The 17,474-nt window shown below is 70.0% G+C and carries 15 protein-coding genes; 9 read left to right on the plus strand and 6 right to left on the minus strand.

Translation table 11 applies throughout. The annotated features are described in order from the left end of the window. Window positions 1–92 precede the first annotated feature (92 nt). The 3 genes from H0X91_RS27185 to H0X91_RS27195 are packed head-to-tail and all read left to right on the plus strand — an operon-like array spanning window position 93 to window position 5,283. Window positions 93–683 (plus strand): DUF2760 domain-containing protein, encoded by a 591-nt coding sequence (locus H0X91_RS27185; protein ID WP_034202763.1) that lies wholly within the window; start codon window positions 93–95, stop codon window positions 681–683. Then, entirely contained in the window at window positions 680–2,521 is a 1,842-nt protein-coding gene (locus H0X91_RS27190) for an Hsp70 family protein (protein WP_006484308.1), read from the plus strand. Before H0X91_RS27185 ends, H0X91_RS27190 begins: the two co-directional genes overlap by 4 nt. Window positions 2,522–2,526: 5 nt before the next feature. Continuing rightward, complete coding sequence (locus H0X91_RS27195; RefSeq protein ID WP_196433516.1) at window positions 2,527–5,283, plus strand: Hsp70 family protein; 2,757 nt, start codon at window positions 2,527–2,529, stop codon at window positions 5,281–5,283. A gap of 85 nt (window positions 5,284–5,368) precedes the next feature. Here the strand turns inward: H0X91_RS27195 and ctlX are convergent, their stop codons facing one another. Both ctlX and H0X91_RS27205 read right to left on the minus strand, forming a co-directional pair. Next, entirely contained in the window at window positions 5,369–6,373 is a 1,005-nt protein-coding gene (gene ctlX, locus H0X91_RS27200) for a citrulline utilization hydrolase CtlX (protein WP_058902742.1), read from the minus strand. A gap of 58 nt (window positions 6,374–6,431) precedes the next feature. Then, window positions 6,432–7,511 carry an ornithine cyclodeaminase gene (locus H0X91_RS27205; RefSeq protein ID WP_060267605.1) on the minus strand — a complete coding sequence of 360 codons (1,080 nt, stop codon included), beginning with the start codon at window positions 7,509–7,511 and terminating at the stop codon, window positions 6,432–6,434. Window positions 7,512–7,805: 294 nt separating this feature from the next. Between H0X91_RS27205 and H0X91_RS27210 the strand changes: the two genes are divergently transcribed. Continuing rightward, a complete protein-coding gene (locus H0X91_RS27210; RefSeq protein WP_006479718.1) occupies window positions 7,806–8,237 on the plus strand; it encodes an Lrp/AsnC family transcriptional regulator in 432 nt (143 codons plus the stop codon). Window positions 8,238–8,272: 35 nt separating this feature from the next. On the opposite strand, the gene H0X91_RS27215 is transcribed toward H0X91_RS27210, so the two are convergent. Genes H0X91_RS27215 through H0X91_RS27230 form a run of 4 tightly spaced genes read right to left on the minus strand, consistent with a single transcriptional unit; the run spans window position 8,273 to window position 11,857 of the window. Then, window positions 8,273–8,866 (minus strand): peroxidase-related enzyme, encoded by a 594-nt coding sequence (locus H0X91_RS27215; RefSeq protein WP_196433517.1) that lies wholly within the window; start codon window positions 8,864–8,866, stop codon window positions 8,273–8,275. Further along, window positions 8,863–9,390 carry a CMD domain-containing protein gene (locus H0X91_RS27220; RefSeq protein WP_034202758.1) on the minus strand — a complete coding sequence of 176 codons (528 nt, stop codon included), beginning with the start codon at window positions 9,388–9,390 and terminating at the stop codon, window positions 8,863–8,865. The genes H0X91_RS27215 and H0X91_RS27220 overlap by 4 nt, the downstream gene beginning before the upstream one ends. Further along, window positions 9,387–10,847, minus strand: a complete 1,461-nt coding sequence (locus tag H0X91_RS27225) for an NAD(P)-binding domain-containing protein (protein WP_006495672.1) — start codon at window positions 10,845–10,847, stop codon at window positions 9,387–9,389. Before H0X91_RS27225 ends, H0X91_RS27220 begins: the two co-directional genes overlap by 4 nt. Then, window positions 10,844–11,857 carry a LysR family transcriptional regulator gene (locus H0X91_RS27230; RefSeq protein WP_034202756.1) on the minus strand — a complete coding sequence of 338 codons (1,014 nt, stop codon included), beginning with the start codon at window positions 11,855–11,857 and terminating at the stop codon, window positions 10,844–10,846. Before H0X91_RS27230 ends, H0X91_RS27225 begins: the two co-directional genes overlap by 4 nt. 355 nt (window positions 11,858–12,212) lie before the next feature. Here H0X91_RS27230 and H0X91_RS27235 point away from each other — a divergent pair, with 355 nt between their 5' ends. The 5 genes from H0X91_RS27235 (at window position 12,213) to H0X91_RS27255 (ending at window position 17,423) form a co-directional block, all read left to right on the plus strand. Continuing rightward, window positions 12,213–13,406 (plus strand): ABC transporter substrate-binding protein, encoded by a 1,194-nt coding sequence (locus tag H0X91_RS27235; RefSeq protein WP_048988388.1) that lies wholly within the window; start codon window positions 12,213–12,215, stop codon window positions 13,404–13,406. Between the two features lie 39 nt (window positions 13,407–13,445). Further along, window positions 13,446–15,257 carry an ABC transporter permease gene (locus H0X91_RS27240; RefSeq protein ID WP_196433518.1) on the plus strand — a complete coding sequence of 604 codons (1,812 nt, stop codon included), beginning with the start codon at window positions 13,446–13,448 and terminating at the stop codon, window positions 15,255–15,257. Between the two features lie 11 nt (window positions 15,258–15,268). Next, a complete protein-coding gene (locus H0X91_RS27245; protein WP_034202754.1) occupies window positions 15,269–16,126 on the plus strand; it encodes an ABC transporter ATP-binding protein in 858 nt (285 codons plus the stop codon). Beyond that, on the plus strand, window positions 16,123–16,887 hold the full coding sequence (locus H0X91_RS27250) for an ABC transporter ATP-binding protein (RefSeq protein WP_196433519.1): 765 nt from the start codon (window positions 16,123–16,125) through the stop codon (window positions 16,885–16,887). Before H0X91_RS27245 ends, H0X91_RS27250 begins: the two co-directional genes overlap by 4 nt. 86 nt (window positions 16,888–16,973) lie before the next feature. Next, window positions 16,974–17,423: a hypothetical protein gene (locus tag H0X91_RS27255; RefSeq protein WP_084751305.1), complete on the plus strand. Its 450-nt coding sequence runs from the start codon at window positions 16,974–16,976 to the stop codon at window positions 17,421–17,423. Window positions 17,424–17,474 lie beyond the last annotated feature (51 nt).

Below are 17,474 nucleotides of genomic sequence, written 5' to 3' on the forward strand. Positions count from 1 at the left end.
CGGGCGGCGCCGGTGCGCATGCCGCACGCCGCCGCCGGGCGCCCAGGCAAGAAACGCTCGCCGTGCTGCGAGCCCACAGGAGTCCAGACCCCATGCCCGAATCCAACCTGTCCTTCTTCGGCCGGCTGTCGCTGGCCGTCGGCACGTTCTTCTCCGTGCTCGGCAATCGCGAGTTCGCGGCCGAAGTGCTGCGCGTGCGCGATGGCGCGCCGGCCCCGGTCGCGCCGGCCCCGACCCCCGCGCCGGCTGCCGCGCCGGTCGCCCCCGCGCCGGTGAAGGCGCCGGCGCCCGAGCTGCGCGAAGCGAGCCCGCAGGCCGCCCTGCAACTGCTCGGCCTGCTGCAACGCGATGCGCGCTTCATCGATTTCGTCGAGGAAGACATCGCCGGCTATGCGGACGCCGACATCGGCGCCGCCGCGCGCCTCGTGCACGACGGCTGCCGCGCCGCGCTGCGCGAACACTTCACGATCGTGCCGGTGCGCGACGAAGCCGAAGGCAGCCGCGTGACGCTGCCGGCCGGCTTCGACGCGACCGCCGTGCGCGTGACGGGCAACGTGGTCGGCTCCGCGCCGTTTACCGGCACCGTCAGCCATCGCGGCTGGCGCGTGTCCGACGTGCGCCTGCCGAAGCTGACGGGCAGCCACGACGCATCGGTGATCGCACCGGCGGAGGTGGAACTGTGAGCGATCCGCGCTATTCGATCGGTATCGACCTCGGGACGACCCATTGCGCGCTGTCGTACGTCGACAGCAGCACGAGCGATGGCGAAAAGATCGTGCAGCAGGTGCTGCCGATCGCGCAGCTCACCGCGCCCGGCGCGCTGGAATCGCGCGACCTGCTGCCGTCGTTCCTCTACCTGCCGCATGAAAGCGAGCTGACCCAGGGCGACCTGACGCTGCCGTGGACGGCCTCGCGCGCTTTCGCGGTCGGCGAGATGGCGCGCACGCGCGGCGCCGGCACGCCGATCCGCCTCGTGTCGAGCGCGAAGAGCTGGCTGTGCCATCCGGGCGTCGACCGCCGCGCGGCGATCCTGCCGAGCGATGCACCGCCGGAAGTGGCGCGCGTGTCGCCGCTGGAAAGCTCGATCCGCTACCTGACGCACCTGCGCGAAGCGTGGGACCACGCGCATCCCGACGCGCCGTTCGCCGACCAGGACGTGACGGTCACGATCCCCGCGTCGTTCGATCCGGCCGCGCGCGAACTGACGGCGGAAGCCGCGCGTGCCGCCGGTTATTCGCGGATGACGCTGCTGGAAGAGCCGCAAGCGGCGCTGTACAGCTGGATCCAGAAGAGCGAGGGCGGCTGGCGCAAGCAGGTGCAGGTCGGCGACCTGATCCTGTGCGTCGACGTCGGCGGCGGCACGACCGACCTGTCGCTGATCGCGGTGGTCGAGCGCGACGGCAATCTCGAACTGCATCGCGTGGCCGTCGGCGAGCACATCCTGCTCGGCGGCGACAACATGGACCTCGCCCTCGCGCACGTGGTCGCACGCAAGCTCGCGCAGCAGGGCACGCAGGCCGATCCGTGGCAACTGCGCGCGCTGACCTACGCGTGCCGCTCGGCCAAGGAAACGCTGCTGTCCGACCCGACCACCGATGCGGTGCCGCTCGTCGTGCCGAGCCGCGGCTCGAAGCTGATCGGCGGCTCGATCCGCACGGAACTGACGCGCGCGGAACTCACGCAGACGATCCTCGAAGGCTTCTTCCCGCAAGTCGATGCCGCCGCGCGGCCGGTGAGCCGCGCGCGTGTCGGCCTGACGCAGCTCGGCCTGCCGTATGCGCAGGACGCCGGCATCACGCGCCATCTCGCGGCGTTCCTCGGCCGCCAGGTCGCGGCGCTCGACACGCTCGAAGGCGTGCAGCGCACGCTGCCGCAGGGCGCGACGTTCCTGCATCCGACCGCCGTACTGTTCAACGGCGGCGTGTTCAAGTCGACGCTGCTCACGCAGCGCGTGCTCGACACGCTCAACGGCTGGCTCGCCGCCGAAGGCGCGCCGCCCGCGCGCCTGCTCGAAGGCGCCGATCTCGATCTCGCGGTCGCGCGCGGCGCGGCGTACTACGGCTACGTGAAGCGCGGCCGTGGCGTGCGCATTCGCGGCGGCACGGCGCGTGCGTACTACGTCGCAATCGAATCGGCGATGCCCGCGGTGCCGGGGCTCGAGCCGCCGGTGCAGGCGCTGTGCGTCGCGCCGTTCGGGATGGAGGAAGGCTCGGATGCGGCGCTGCCGCCGCAGGAGTTCGGCCTCGTCGTCGGCGAACCGGTGCAGTTCCGCTTCTTCGGTTCGTCGGTGCGCCGCCAGGATCAGGTCGGCACGCTGCTCGACTACTGGTCGCCGGAAGAGCTGCAGGAGCTGGAGGAAATCCAGGCGACGCTGCCCGCCGAAGGGCGCACCGTCGGCGAAGTCGTGCCGGTGAAGCTGCACGCGCGCGTGACCGAAGCCGGCACGCTCGAACTCGAGGCGATCCCGAGCGGCACGAACGAGCGCTGGAAGGTCGAGTTCGACGTGCGCGGCGCCGCCTGAGCGCGATGAAGCGTTATACGGTCGGCATCGACCTCGGCACGAGCAATACGGTCGTCGCGTACGTCGAGGCCGGTTCCGACGCGATCCGCGTGTTCGACGTCGAGCAACTCGTCGGGCCCGGCGCGGTGGCCGCGCAGCCGCTGCTGCCGTCGGTGCGTTATCACCCGGCGGCGGGCGAGCTGCCGCCGGACGCGCTGCGGCTGCCGTGGGCGGCCGAGCCGAAGGCCGACACGAAGGCGGGCGCGGTCGGCGCGCCGCCGGCCGTGATCGGCCGCTACGCGCGCACGCTGGGCGCGCAGGTGCCGGGCCGGCTCGTGTCGAGCGCGAAGAGCTGGCTGTCGCACGCGTCGGTCGATCGGCTCGCGGCGATCCTGCCGTGGGGCGCGGCCGACGGCGTCGACAAGGTGTCGCCGGTCGAGGCGAGCGCGAGCTATCTCGCGCATGTGCGCGACGCGTGGGACGCGCATTTTCCCGACGCGCCGCTCGCGCGGCAGGACGTGATCCTGACGGTGCCCGCGTCGTTCGACGACGGCGCACGCGCGTTGACCGTCGAGGCCGCACGGCGCGCGAAGCTGCCAGCGCTGCGGTTGCTGGAAGAGCCGCAAGCCGCGTTCTACGACTGGTTGTACGGCCAGCGCGACACGTTGCGCGAGACGTTCGCCGCGGCGCGGCGCGTGCTGATCTGCGACGTCGGCGGCGGCACGACCGACCTCACGCTCGTCGACGTCGCGCCGGGCGACGATGGCGAGCCGACCTTCACGCGCGTCGGCGTCGGCAACCACCTGATGCTCGGCGGCGACAACATGGACCTCGCGCTCGCGCGCCTGGTCGAGTCACGGCTGACCGAGCCCGGTACGCGGCTGTCGGCCGCGAGCCTGTCGCAGCTCGTCGAGCGCTGCCGCGCGGCGAAGGAGCGGCTGCTCGGCGACGACGCGCCGGCGTCCGTCACCGTCACGCTGCTCGGCGCGGGCAGCAAGCTCGTCGGCGGCGCGCGCTCGGCCGAGCTGACGCGGCAGGAAGTCGAGCAGATCGTCGTCGACGGGTTCTTTCCGCAGGTCGAGGCCGGCGAACTGCCGCGCCGGGCGCGCGCGGCGATCGTCGAATTCGGCTTGCCGTATGCGAGCGACGCGGCCGTCACGCGCCACGTCGCCGCGTTCCTGAATCGTCATGCGGAAGGCCCGCTGCCGGACACGCTATTGCTCAACGGCGGCGTGTTCCGCGCGGGCGCGCTCGCCGGCCGGCTTGCGCAGACGCTCGGTGCGTGGCGCGGCGCGCCGCTCGACGTGCTGCACAACGCGCATCCCGACGTGGCCGTCGCGCGTGGCGCGGTGGCCTACGGGCTCGCGCGTGCCGGCCATGCGCCGCGCATCGGCGGCGGCTCCGCGCGCAGCTATTTCCTCGTGCTCGACGACGGTGCGGACGATTCTGCCGCCCGCGGCGTCTGCCTGCTGCCGCGCGGCGCGGAAGAGGGACGCGAGATCCGGCTCGACGATCGCACGTTCGCGCTGCAGCTCGGGCAGCCGGTGCGGTTCCACCTCGTATCGACGGTGGCCGACACGAAGTACCGGCCCGGCGATCTCGTCGATCTCGACGGCGGCGATTTCGTGCGGCTGCCGCCGATCGCGACCGTCGTCGACGCGAAGGCGGGTGGCGACGCGCGCGAAACGCCGGTGAAGCTCACCGCGTCGCTGACCGAGGTCGGCACGCTCGAAATGCATTGCATCGCGACCGACGACGCGGCGCGCCGCTGGCGGCTCGAATTCCAGTTGCGCGGCGATGCGCCGGGGCACGGCGACGATGCGGCGTCCGCGCGGCATCCGCGGCTCGACCAGGCGATCGAGCTGATCGAGCGCTCGTTCGGCAGCAAGGTCGCGGGCGTGACGCCGAAGGACACGCGCCGGTTGCGCGCGCAACTCGAGCAGGTGCTCGGCGCCCGCGAAGACTGGGACGTCGCGCTCGCGCGCGAACTGTTCGACGCATTGCTCGCACGGGCGCGGCGGCGCCGTCGCTCGGCCGATCACGAGCGCGCGTGGCTGAATCTCGCCGGCTATTGCCTGCGTCCGGGATTCGGTCATCCGCTCGACGCGTGGCGCATCGAGCAACTGTGGCCGCTGTTCGACGACGGCATTCAATACGTGACCGATGCGCAGGTGTGGTCCGAGTGGTGGACGCTGTGGCGGCGCGTGGCCGGCGGCCTCGACGACGATGCGCAGACGCAGGTGCGCGACGCGATCGCGTTCCTCGAACCGTCCGACGACAAGCGGCGCAAGCTGCCGTTCGATCCGGCCAAGGTCGGGCCGGCCGACATGACGCGGTTGTCCGCGTCGCTCGAACGGTTGCCCGTCGAGCGCAAGGTCGAGCTCGCCGAGCGCCTGATCGTGCAGCTGCAGAAGCCGGCCGAACGCGCGTTGTGTGCATGGGCGCTCGGGCGGATCGGTGCGCGGCGGCCGTTCTATGGCAGCGCGCACAGTGTCGTGCCGGCGGAAATCGTTGGCGGCTGGCTCGATGCGCTGTTCGCGCTCGACTGGAAGCAGGTCGAGCCGGCCGCGTTCGCGGCCGCGCAGATCGCGCGGATGACGGGCGACCGCTCGCGCGATTTGCCGGACGACACGCGCGAGGCCGTCATCAAGCGCCTGTCGGCCGCGAATGCATCGGCGGCGTGGATCGACATGGTCCGTGAAGCGATCGCGTTCGACGAAGCCGATACGGCGCGCGTATTCGGCGAAACGCTGCCGGCGGGGCTGAAGTTGCTGGCCGATTGAAAGTACGACCGGATGCTTCGATCTCGTTCGCAGATCGAAGCATCCGGTCGCGTCAACGGTAGCGCGACGTCAGAACCCGCTACAGTCAGGCGTGCGACACCGCTTCGCGCTCCCGTCCCATCGATTCGATTGCCGCGCCGTCGCGTGCCGCCATCGAGCGCCGCGCGAGATGTATCCCCGCGAGCATGCAGCGCACCGACCCGCCGGCCAGCTCGATCGTCGGCACGTCGAGCGGCAGCAACCGCGCGGAGCGTTCGATCACCGCGCGCTGGTCGTGCGTGAGACAGTCGAACGCACGCCGCGACAGCGCGAGCACGCGCCCATCCTTTCCCGACAATTCCAGCGTATTCCCCGCGAAATTCGCGATTTGCGATGCATCGAGCGCAATCACCGCGCGCCCCGTTTCGCTCAGGCGTTGCGCGATCTCGCCACGGCGGCGGCTGTCGGCGATCAGGTCGAGGCCGACCATCGCGAACTCGGTCGCGACGCTCATCATCACGTTCGTGTGATAGATCGGCTTGCCGTTCGCGTCGGCCGTGTCGAAGCAGATCGGCTCGAAGTTGAAGTGCGTGCAGAAGCGTTCGAGCGCGACCGGATCGGCACGGCGCGAGCGCGCGGTGTACGCGATCCGCGCGACGTGGTCGAGCGCCATCGCACCGGTGCCTTCGAGGAACACGTCGTCGTATTCGAGGCCCGAGTAGTCGATCACGTCCTGCACGCGGTACTCGGCCTTCAGCATCTCGATCACGTCCGCCCGCCGCTCGCGGCGACGGTTCGGGCTGTGCATCGGATACAGCGCGACATGGCCGCCCGGATGCGTCGAGAACCAGTTGTTCGGGAACACGGAGTCGGGTGTGTCGCGCTCGCCGTGGTCGTCGAACACGTGCACGCGCACGCCCGCATCGGCGAGCGTGCGCGCGGCGGCCGTGACTTCGTCGCGCGCGGCGGCCGATATCGACGAGGTGTCGCAAGCACCGCCTGCGGCCGTGCACTGGAACGCGTTGTCGGCCGCGGTCTGCGGGTTCGGCAGGAAGCGGTGCGGCCGGATCATCACGACGGCGGATGGCGCCTGGATCGATACGAGATTCATGAAGGGCGGGAGCGGAGGGAGGAAAACGGGCGGCGCAGGGGCCGCCCGCCGCTGACGGTCAGCGCGCGAACGCGGCGACGGCTTTGGTCACGAACGCCGCTTGGCCGTGCGCGATCGCGGCCGGGTCGTCGATCAGCGCGAACAGGTTCTTCGGATCGACGGCCGGCGGAATCAGCGCGATCTCGACGCCCGCGTTGTGCTGCTGCGCGAGCGCGTACAGGTAGCGCAGCGCCGAGTAATCCTCGAGCGCGAAGCCGACCGAGTCGAACACCGTGACTTCGTCCGCGCGCTCGCGGCCAGCCGTTTCGCGCTGCAGCACGCGCCACAGCTCGGTGACGGGGAAGTCGGCCGGCATCTGCTGGATCTCGCCCTCGATGCGCGACTGCGGCTCGAATTCGACGAACACGCGGCCCGCGTGCAGCACGCCCGCCTCGAGTTCGGTCTTGCCCGGGCAATCGCCGCCGACGGCGTTCAGATGCATGCCGGGCTCGATCATGTCGGCCGTGACGATCGTCGCGTATGCCTTGTCGGCGGTGACGGTCGTCACGATGTCGGCGCCGCGCACGGCGTCGGCGGTCGAGGCCGCGCGCACGACCCGCAACTTCGGGTACGCGGCGAGATTTCGGACGAGCTTGTCGGTTGCGCGCGGATCGACGTCGAACACGCGGATTTCGTCGATGCCGAGCAGCGTGTGGAACGCGATCGCCTGGAATTCGCTTTGCGCGCCGTTGCCGATCAGCGCCATCGTGCGCGAATCGGGCCGGGCGAGCGCCTGCGCGGCGAGGACCGACGTCGCGGCCGTGCGCAGCGCGGTGGTGAGCGTGAGTTCGGCGAGCAGCAGCGGGTAGCCGGTATCGACTTCGGCGAGCGCGCCGAACGCCATCACCGTGTGCATCCCGCGCGCCGCATTGACGGGATGGCCGTTCACATACTTGAACGCGAACAGCGACGCGTTCGCGACGGGCATCAGCTCGATCACGCCGTCGCGCGAGTGGCACGCGACGCGCGGCGACTTGTCGAAATCGGCCCAGTGCAGGTAGTCGGCGCGCAGCGTGTCGACGAGTTCGCGCAGGAACGTCGTGACGCCGGTCCTGGCGATCAGGCGGGCGGTGGCGGGAACGTCGAGGAAGCGAGTCATCGGTCTGTCTCCATATTCGGTGCCGGTACGGGTGTCCGGGCGTTCTGGTCGACCGGGCGGGGTGTCGGCGCGGATCCGGGCTTGCTGAAAAAGCAGCGGCGCGGCGGGTCGGCCGGTCGATGGAGTCATTATTTCCGTGAGTCGAGCCAACAAAAAGACGGCAAAAGTGGCAGATTTCTCGATAGACTTGGCAAATTGCCAGCCATTTCCGGCACTTTGAACAGTTCACGCTGGCCGGAACGGGTGGCCTCCGGCACGCTGGCGGCCGGTTCACGCTCAACAGGAAAGCCGTTCATGATCACGCTCGACGACGTCGACCGTCAGCTCATCGCGCTGCTGCGCGACAACGCGCGACTGCCCGTCGTCGCGTTGGCGAAAGAATTGCGCGTGGCGCGCGCGACCGTGCAGAACCGCCTCACGCGGCTCGAGAAAAACGGCGTGATCGTCGGCTATACGGTACGGCTCAAGCCGGCCGCCGAACGGCACCGGATTCGCGCGCTGATGTCGATCGCGGTGCAGGGCAATCGCGGCGCGGAGGTGGTGAAGGTGCTGCGCGGGCATCCGAACGTCGCGTCGATCCACAGCACGAACGGGCGCTGGGATCTCGTCGCCGAACTGCATGCCGATTCGCTCGAACACTTCGATCGCGTGCTCGGCGCGATCCGGCTGATCGACGGAATCGCCAATACCGAGACGAGCATCTTGTTGTCGACGCACAAGGCGTGACGCGGGCGGGGCCCGCGCCACCTCTTTCGCTGCGGTCAGGCCGTGGCTGCCGGTGCCGGGAACACCGGCTCGCCGAGCGTCAGCATCAACCGGTTCGCCCACGCGAAGATCGCGATGGCGTGCGACAGGTCGAGAATCTCCTCGTGCGTCAACCCTTCGACTTCGAGCGCCGCAATGTCATCTTCGCCGATCGCGTCGGGCCGTTCGGTCAACGCGATCGCATAGCGGACGATCGCGCGTTCGCGCGCCGTCGTGCCGGCCTTCGCCGGATCCTCGAACACCTGTTCGATCGCATCGGTGCGTTTCGCGAGCTGCGCGAAGCGCTGCGCATGCACCGACGCGCAGTACACGCAGCCGTTCACGCGCGACACCGCCGTGCTCGCCAGTTCGCGCTCCGCGCGCGACAGCCCGCCGGGGCCGTACATGATCGCGTTGAATACGCCCGAGCGTTGCCGCAGGATGTCGGGAAGGTGGACGAGCAGCAGGTAATAGTCGGACGTCTTCGCTTGCGGGTGGCTCGCTTCCAGCACCGCGAGCTGATCGGGTGTCGCCGTGTCGAGCGATACCGTGTCGAGCCACGCACGCCAGCCGAGCGTGTCGGACGTGAAGCCGTGGGCTGCCGTCGTCATGCGGCCTCCGCGGCACGTGCCTGAAGCGCCCGCGCGGCCGCGGCGACGCGCAACTGATACGCGACGAACGCGACGAGCTGCGACAGCGCGACGATCGCGGATGTCGTGAGCCCGGCCGATTTCAGCGCGTCGAGATCGGATGCGCGCGCGTCGGCCGGGGCGTGCGTCAGGCGCTTCGCGTGCAACAGGATCGCGCCGAGGCGGCGCGGCAGTGCGTCGAGCGCGTCGGCATCCGCCCGTTCGATGTCGTCGAGCGTGCCGCCCGCGTCGAGCAATCGGGCGCGATAGATGTCGGCCAGCGCGTGCGCATTCGACTGCCGTGCGACATACCGCGCCGCATGCAGCCGCTCGATCAGCGAAAGATCGGGTAACGCGGGATCGAACAGCGCGGCTTCGCTCAGTTGTGTCGGCAGCAGCACCTTGTCGCGGGCGCGGCGCAGCGCGGCGACGGCGTCGCCTTCCCGCAGGCCGGCTGCCGCGTCGATCGTATCCGGCCCGGCGGCCGGCGTGATGGAGTCAGTCATCGTTTCGGTGTTCCTTCGTCGTCAAAGTGATCGAGGGCGTTGGCGTCGCGCCATTCGTCGCCCTGCAACTCCGCGTTCGCGTAGGCGACGAGCGCGTCGTAGTGGCGGTCGCGATCGGCATCGAACAATCGGCTCGCAATTCCGCGTGCCAGCCGCTCCGCGCCCGCGCTGATGGCCGGGATGTCGCCGGACAGCTTGCCGTGGCTCAGGCTCGCCGCATGGTTGAAGCAATGAATCCGCGTGACGGCCGGGCACGCGCCGCGCTCGCGCTCCTGGAACGCGAACGCGGGGCCGAGATCGGGCGACTCGGCGAGCTCGTCGAGCCGCAGCGCCGGGTCCGGCTGGTAGCGATCCTTCCAGCGCCGCACGTGCGCGCCGAACGACGCGAATTCGTCGCGCGTCGTCCAGTCCGAATGAAAACCCGTCGCGAAGATCAGGAAATCGACCGTGTAGCGGCCGCGCGGCGTCGTTACTTCCAGCCCGTCCGCATGGTCGGCGAGCGTCTCGATCGGGCTGCCCGCATGAAAGTGCGCATGGTCGTGGCGCGAGACGCGCAGCACGCTGTCGCGCGGCGGCGGCGTTTGCGACGTCAGCGCGTAGTGCATGAAGCGCCACTTCGTTGCGTCGTCGAGATCGGCGTAGCCGTGCACGAGGCCCGGGCTGCCGATGCCGGTCAGCTTGTTGATGCGCGGAATGTCCGCGCGACGGAAGAACAGGTCGATGCGCGCGGCGCCCGCTTCCAGCGCGGTGCCCGCGTTGTCGAACGCGGACGCGCCCGCGCCGACCACGCCGACGCGCTTGCCCGCGAGCGCGGCGAAGTCGATCGGCTCGGACGAATGGGCCCAGCGCGTGCGCGGCGCACGTTGCGCGACGGGCGGCACATACGGGCCGCCGAGCCCGTCGCGGCCGGTCGCGAGCACGACGTGCCGCGCGAGCAGCGTCTGTGCTTCGCCGTTGCCGCGCACGTCGAGCGCGAGCAGCCCGTCGTCGCGCGGGCGCAGCGCGACGAGCGTCGTGTCGTTGCGTACCTGCAGGTCGAGCACGCGCCGATACCAGCGCAGGTAGTCCATCCATTGCGGGCGCGGGATCTTGTAGAGCGCGTCCCACGCGTCGCGGCCGTATTGCGCTTCGAACCAGGCGCGGAACGTCAGCGCGGGCAGGCCGAGCGCGGGGCCCGCGAGCTGCTTGGGCGAACGCAGCGTCTCCATCCGCGCGAACGTGACCCACGGGCCTTCGTAGCCGGCCGGCGCGCGGTCGATCACGCACTGGTTGTCGATGCCGAGCAGGCGCAGCTCGGCGGAAGCCGCGAGCCCGGCCATTCCGCCGCCGACGATCGCGACGTCGAGCACGCGCACGCCGTCCGCTTCGCGCGACGGCACCCACGACGGCGCGGGCAGGTCGAGCCAGCGCAGGTCCTGCGCGAGCCGCGCTTCGAGTGCGTCGAGCTGGCTCGTCATGCGGCCTCCGGGCGCGCGCGGCGCGCACGTGTCGTTCGAACGGGGCGCGACCCCCGCTCGGTGCGCAACCGGTCGCCGCGCAGCAGCGCATCGTGCGCGGCGGCGTCGTGAAAGATCACGTCGTCGAGCAGCGCGCGCGTCGTGCGATGCAGCGCGTCGAGCAGCGCCTCGACGGCCGCCGTGCGCGTCTTGCCGGCCGGCGTCGCGACGCCGAACGCGAACGGGATGTCGACGTCGAGCGGGCGTGCGACGACGCCGTCCACCGGCAGCGCGACGCCCGTGGCCGGATCGACGATGCCGATCCCGATGCCCGCGCGCGCGGCCATCACCGCATTCAGCGACGCATTGGTTTCGATGAACACGCGCGCATCGACGCGCGCGGCCGCGAATGCCGCGTCGATCCGCTGACGCAGCCGATGCCGGTTCGCGACCGTCACGATACGGCGCCGCGCGAGGTCGCGCAGTGCGATGCGCGGTTTCGCCGCGAGCGGATCGTCGGCCGGCAGCACGGCGACGCACGGCGTTTGCGCGATCCAGTGCACGTCGAGCCCGGCATGCGCCATCGGCAGCGTGACGACGCCGACATCGGCCGTGCCGGCCAGCACCTCGTGCACGACGTGCTCGGCCGATTCGCTGCGCAACTGATAGTGCGGCGCATGCGCGTCGTCGGGCAGCGCGGCGAGCGCGGCCGGCACGAGCGTGGCCGCGAGCGACGGCGTGGCCGCGATGCGCACGGGTTCGGCGGTTTCGTCGCCGAGCGCGCGCGCCCGCGCCTCGATCGCACGCAGGCCGACCAGCGAGCGTTCGACTTCCTCGTACAGCAGGAACGCGCGGCGCGTCGGCGTGACGCGCGGACCATGCCGGTCGAACAGCGCGTAGCCGAGATCGGCCTCGAGTTCCTGGATCTGCCGCGTGACGGCCGGCTGCGAGCGGCCGAGCAGTTCGCCCGCGCCGGTCACGCTGCCGGCCGACATGACTGCGGAAAAAGCTTCGAGTTGATGCAGCTCCATGACGCGTTCCGATGATGCAATTTGCGCATTGTAGGGGCGCGAGCATGCGTGATTCATATAATGATTTTTGCTATCGACAGCGGGAAAACTGCGAAGGGCGCGATCGTCGCGGCGGCCGGTGGTGCGCGTATGCGCGCCGGTTGCGCGAGGTCGCGAGAACGAAACGCCAATCGAATCAATGCGATGCGATGCAGGCCCGTACTTCGCCTGATGCGCGACGGACAGACGACCGTTCGCGAGCGTCGCTTGCTTCGCGCCGCATGCGATATCGATATGCGCAAAACTTCGTTGGATCGTCCTGAACCGGATGGTTACATGCCCTCACTCTTTTCGACTGACTGAAGCTGGGGGACGCATGAACGTTTCGGGGAACGACGCGCGCGGCGCATGGCGACGCGTGCTGGGCACGGTGGCGGCACTCGCTGCCGCATGGGGGCTGTCGACGGGCGGCGCCCTCGCGGCCGGCGTGTCGGGCGAGCCGGTGGTGATCGGCGTGAGCGGCCCGCTCACGGGCCAGGACGCGCAGTACGGCGAGCAGTGGAAGCGCGGTTTCGATCTCGCGCTCGACGAGATCAACGGCAGCGGCGGCATTCATGGCCGCCCGCTCGCGATCGACTTCCAGGACAGCCGCAGCGACCCGCGCCAGGCGGTGGCGATCGCGCAGAAGTTCGTCGCCGATCCGCGCATCGCGATCGAACTCGGCGATTTCTCGAGCGCGACGTCGATGGCCGCGTCGCCGATCTACCAGCGCGGGCAACTGATCCAGTTCGGCTTCACGAATTCGCATCCGGATTTCACGAAGGGCGGCGATTATCTGTGGAGCACCGCGCTGAGCCAGGCCGAGGAGCAGCCGCTGCTCGCGCGCTATGCGGTGAAGGAACTCGGCTTCAAGCGGATCGCGGTGCTGTACCTGAACACCGATTGGGGCCGCACCAGCAAGGACATCTTCGCGAAGGCGGTGGCGGGGCTCGGCGCGCAGGTCGTCGCGGCCGAAGGCTACCAGCCGGCGGAGAAGGATTTCCGCTCGACGCTCGTGCGCATCGGTGAATCGAAGCCCGATTCGATCGTGTTGATCTCCTATTACGCCGACGGCGCGCAGATCGTGCGTCAGGCGCGCACGTCGGGCGTGGCACTGCCGATCGCGGCGGTGGGCTCCGTGTATTCGCCGAAGTTCCTCGAACTGGGCGGCACGGCCGTCGAAGGCGTCTACACCGAATCGAACTTCTTCCCGGCCGAACCGCGCCCCGAGGTGCAGGCGTTCGTGCAGCGCTATCGCGCGAAATTCCACGCGGATCCCGATTCGTTCGTGGCGCGCGCGTACGACGCGCTGATCCTGTCGGCGGAAGTGCTGCGCCGCTACGGCACGACGCGCCAGGCCGCGCACGACGGCTTCGCGAAGATCAGCGACGTGCCGAGCGTGATCTTCGGCAAGGTGCGCTTCGATCCGCAGACGCGCCGCGTGGCGGGCGCGCGCACCGTGTATCTGGTGGTGAAGCAGGGGCAGTGGGCGCTGTGGGACGGCGCGAAGCCGCAGCTCGCGGCGCGCTGAACCCGACCTGAACCGCCTGCACCTGACGGACGCATCGTAATGGCTTCCTGGCTCGACTACACGCTCAACGGCCTCATCGTCGGCAACATCTACGCGCTGCTCGCGGTCGGGCTCGCGCTGATCTTCGGCGTGTCGCACCTGATCAACTTCGCGCACGGCTCGGTGTACATGGTCGGCGCATTCATCGGCTGGCTGTGCCTGACGCGCTTCGGGCTGCCGCTACCCGTCGCGCTCGCGGCGGTCGTGGTCGGCTGCGGCGCGCTCGGCATCGCGATCGAACGGATCGGGCTGCGGCCGCTGCGCCATGCCGCGCGCATCGCGCCGCTGCTCGCGACGATCGGCATCAGCTTCATCCTCGACCAGCTCGCGCAACTCGCGTTCGGCGCGGACCCGCGCGCGGTGCCGACGCCGCTGCCCGACTGGCACGTGCGGATCGCCGGCGCGACGCTCGGCTCGCTCGACCTGCTGATCGCGGGTATCGGCATCGCGGCGGCCGCGCTGCAGTACGGTTTCCTGCGCTTCACGCGGCTCGGCTGGGCCGTGCGCGCGACCGCGCAGGATCGCGACGCGGCGCTGCAGATGGGCGTCGACGTCGATCGCGTGAACCAGACCGTGTTCGCGATCGCGTGCGCGCTCGGCGGCGTGAGCGGGCTGCTGGTCGGCATGTACTACAACAGCATCGATCCGGCGATGGGTTTCCAGGCGACGCTGAAAGGCGTCGTCGCGCTGCTGATCGGCGGGCTCGGCAACGTGCCGGGCGCGATCGCCGGCAGCCTGCTGCTCGGTCTCGTCGAAAGCTACGGCGTCGCGCTGTTCGGCACCAGCTATCGCGACCTGTTCGCGTTCGGGCTGCTGATCGTGTTCCTCGTGTGGCGGCCGAACGGCTTGTTCAGCGCGAATCGCGCGCTGCCGCCCGAGCCGATGACGGGCACCTTCCTCGCCGCCGCGAAAGCCGTGCGCGTGCCGCGCCCGGTGCTCGTCGTGCTGATCGCGGCGGCGGCCGTGCTGCCGTGGCTCGGCGCATCGCCGTACGTGTTGCAGACGCTGACCAACGCGTGGCTGTACGGGCTGCTCGCGCTGAGCCTCACGCTCGTCGCGGGCACGGTCGGGCAGATCTCGCTCGGCCACGCCGCGCTGCTCGTGATCGGCGCGTATGCGTCGGCGCTGCTGTCGTCGGATCTCGGCTGGTCGCCGGCCGTGACGATTCCGTGCGCGGGCGTGATCACCGCCGTGCTCGGCACGCTGCTCGTCTATCCGGCGTTCCGGCTGCGCGGGCACTACGTGTCGATCGCGACGCTCGGCATCGGCGAAGTGGTGAGCCTCGTGATCCTGAACTGGGACGGCCTGACGCGCGGCCCGCTCGGCATCACCGGCATCGCGCCGTTGCCGTGGGCGACCACCGCGCGCGCCGCGTACTGGTTCACGTTCGCGGTGCTCGTCGTGTTCGCGCTCGTGCAGGTGCGGCTGCTGCGTTCGCATCTCGGCCGCACGCTGCGCGCGGTGCGCGAGGACGATGTGGCTGCGCGTGCGCACGGCATCGCGCCGAACCGCTACAAGGCGATCGCGTTCGCGGTCGGCGGCGTCGCGGCGGGCGTGAGCGGCGGCATTGCCGCGCATCTGTACAGCTACATCAATCACCAGACCTTCGATTCGCAGGTGTCGATCCTCGCGCTGACGATGGTGATCCTCGGCGGGCTCGGCAACGTGCTCGGCGGCATCGTCGGCGCGATCGCGCTGATCGGGCTGCCCGAGCTGTTCCGCTGGGCGGCCGACTACCGGATGCTGATCTACGGCCTCGTGCTGCTGCTGCTCGTCCGGTTCCGGCCGCAGGGCCTGCTCGGCACGGTGTGAGGAGGAATGCGATGATCACCACTCGACCCCTGCTCGACGTGCAGGGCCTGACGCGCCGCTTCGACGGCGTGACCGCGCTCGACGGCGCGAGCCTGACGCTGGCCGACGGCGAACTGCTGAGCGTGATCGGCCCGAACGGCGCGGGCAAGTCGACGCTGTTCAACCTGATCGCGGGCGCCGACCGGCCCGACGCCGGCCGCGTGACGTTCGACGGACGCGACATCACCGGCACCGCACCGGAACGGCTCGCGGCGCTCGGCATCGCGCGCACGTTCCAGCACGGTCGCGTGTTCGGCAACCTGAGCGTGCTCGACAACGTGCTGATCGGCGCGCATGCGCGGCTGCGCGCGGCACGGCCGGGCTGGCCGGCGCTCGGCGCGGCCGCCGAAGTGCTGCGCGCGCTCGTGCGGCCCGCGTCGGTGCGGCGCGAGGAAGCCGAACTGCGCGAAGAAGCGCGCGCGATCGTCGCCGGCTTCGGCGAACGGCTCACGCCGCGCATCGATCATCCGGCGCACAGCCTGTCGTATGCGAACCGGCGGCGCGTGGAGATCGGCCGCGCGCTCGCGCTGCATCCGCGCCTGCTGCTGCTCGACGAGCCGACGGCCGGGATGAACGAGACGGAGACGGCCGAGATGCTGCAACTGATCCAGTCGCTGAAGGCGCGCGGCCTGACGATCCTGCTGATCGAGCACAAGCTCGAACTCGTGATGCGCGTGTCCGACCGCGTGATGGTGCTCGACAACGGCGTGAAGATCGCCGAGGGCGCGCCGCGCGACGTGCGGCACGATCCGCGCGTGATCGAGGCCTATCTCGGCCGCCGTCATGCGGGCGGCACGTCGGCCGATCGGACCGTGCAGGCGGCCGCATGAGCGTACTTTCCCCGGAACCCCATACGACCATGACCGATGCGCTGCTGAAACTCGAACATCTCGACACGTTCTACGGACCGGTGCAGGTGCACTTCGACGTGAACTTCGCAGTCGGCCGCGGGCAGATCGTCAGCCTGCTCGGCGGCAACGCGAGCGGCAAGTCGACGACGATGAAGCTGATTCTCGGGCTGATGCGGCCGAAGCGCGGCGTCGTGCGTTTCGACGGCGACGACGTGACGGCGCTCGCGACGCCGCAGCGCGTGCGGCGCGGGATCGCGGCCGTGCCGGAGGCGCGGCGGCTGTTCGCCGACATGAGCGTGCGCGAGAACCTGCTGATGGGTGCATACACGCGCGGCGATCGCGCGGCGGTGGCCGACGACTACGAGCGTGTGCTCGACCTGTTTCCGCGGGTGCGCGAACGGCTTGCGCAGCGCGCGGGCACGCTGTCGGGCGGCGAGCAGCAGATGCTCGCGATGGCGCGCGCACTGATGGCGCGGCCGAAGCTGATCTGCATGGACGAGCCGACGATGGGACTGTCGCCGCTCTACGTCGACAAGGTGCTGGAGCTGATCGACGCGATCAACCAGCAGGGCGTGACGGTGTTCATGGTCGAGCAGAACGCGAGCCTCGCGCTGGAGATCGCGCACTACGGGTACGTGCTGCAGACGGGGCGCGTCGTGCTGGAAGGGCCCGCGAAAACGCTGCTCGACGACGAGCGCGTGCGCGATGCGTATCTCGGTGGGGAGGCGGTGGCGGTGTAGGTGGACGAGCAGGTGCTGCCAAGCGTCGTCAAATGTGGGGTAGATTGGCGTTCTGTCGCGATCGACACCACGGAGAGCACCGCGCCATGTTGACCTGTTCCATCCAGAAAGTCGGCTACGATTTCAATCAGCTCGATCAGCAGGGCGCGACCGACTACGCGTCGTTTGTTCACGCATTCGATGCGTTCCCTTGGGCGGCCCAGCACGTCGAATGGAACGAGACGCAGGACGGCCCGCTGCCGGCGCTCGTGCTGCAGCAGGCCGACGATCAGCGCGAGCTGTGGGTGACTGCGTTGACGGATGCGCATTCGGACGGCTTCCAGCTGAATGTGGTGTCCATGCGGATGAAGAAGGGGCTCTTCGGGATCGGCAAGGGAAAACTGGAGCAGCACGTCGAGACGATCGACGTGAGAAGGCGCGTCGACGTCGATGCGTTGTGCCGGTTGTTCTGCGACCGTCAGTACGACGCGCTGGATCAACAGGTTGCGCGACACGCGCAGCGCAACGCCGACGACGATCGGGACAGCGACGACTGAACGCGTGTCGCCCGGCGGCGTTCGATCGAGCGTACCTGCGCCGGATCCGCG

It is taken from the genome of Burkholderia sp. 9777_1386, assembly GCF_015712265.1.
In the GTDB taxonomy this organism is placed as follows: domain Bacteria; phylum Pseudomonadota; class Gammaproteobacteria; order Burkholderiales; family Burkholderiaceae; genus Burkholderia; species Burkholderia cenocepacia.

What these genes read in the sequence shown, in the direction of transcription:
- H0X91_RS27185 (WP_034202763.1), top strand. Translation starts at nt 93, where the DNA reads ATGCCCGAATCCAACCTGTCCTTCTTCGGCCGGCTGTCGCTGGCCGTC.
- H0X91_RS27195 (WP_196433516.1), top strand. Translation starts at nt 2,527, where the DNA reads ATGAAGCGTTATACGGTCGGCATCGACCTCGGCACGAGCAATACGGTC.
- ctlX (WP_058902742.1), bottom strand. Translation starts at nt 6,373, where the DNA reads ATGAATCTCGTATCGATCCAGGCGCCATCCGCCGTCGTGATGATCCGG.
- H0X91_RS27205 (WP_060267605.1), bottom strand. Translation starts at nt 7,511, where the DNA reads ATGACTCGCTTCCTCGACGTTCCCGCCACCGCCCGCCTGATCGCCAGG.
- H0X91_RS27210 (WP_006479718.1), top strand. Translation starts at nt 7,806, where the DNA reads ATGATCACGCTCGACGACGTCGACCGTCAGCTCATCGCGCTGCTGCGC.
- H0X91_RS27215 (WP_196433517.1), bottom strand. Translation starts at nt 8,866, where the DNA reads ATGACGACGGCAGCCCACGGCTTCACGTCCGACACGCTCGGCTGGCGT.
- H0X91_RS27220 (WP_034202758.1), bottom strand. Translation starts at nt 9,390, where the DNA reads ATGACTGACTCCATCACGCCGGCCGCCGGGCCGGATACGATCGACGCG.
- H0X91_RS27225 (WP_006495672.1), bottom strand. Translation starts at nt 10,847, where the DNA reads ATGACGAGCCAGCTCGACGCACTCGAAGCGCGGCTCGCGCAGGACCTG.
- H0X91_RS27230 (WP_034202756.1), bottom strand. Translation starts at nt 11,857, where the DNA reads ATGGAGCTGCATCAACTCGAAGCTTTTTCCGCAGTCATGTCGGCCGGC.
- H0X91_RS27235 (WP_048988388.1), top strand. Translation starts at nt 12,213, where the DNA reads ATGAACGTTTCGGGGAACGACGCGCGCGGCGCATGGCGACGCGTGCTG.
- H0X91_RS27240 (WP_196433518.1), top strand. Translation starts at nt 13,446, where the DNA reads ATGGCTTCCTGGCTCGACTACACGCTCAACGGCCTCATCGTCGGCAAC.
- H0X91_RS27245 (WP_034202754.1), top strand. Translation starts at nt 15,269, where the DNA reads ATGATCACCACTCGACCCCTGCTCGACGTGCAGGGCCTGACGCGCCGC.
- H0X91_RS27250 (WP_196433519.1), top strand. Translation starts at nt 16,123, where the DNA reads ATGAGCGTACTTTCCCCGGAACCCCATACGACCATGACCGATGCGCTG.
- H0X91_RS27255 (WP_084751305.1), top strand. Translation starts at nt 16,974, where the DNA reads ATGTTGACCTGTTCCATCCAGAAAGTCGGCTACGATTTCAATCAGCTC.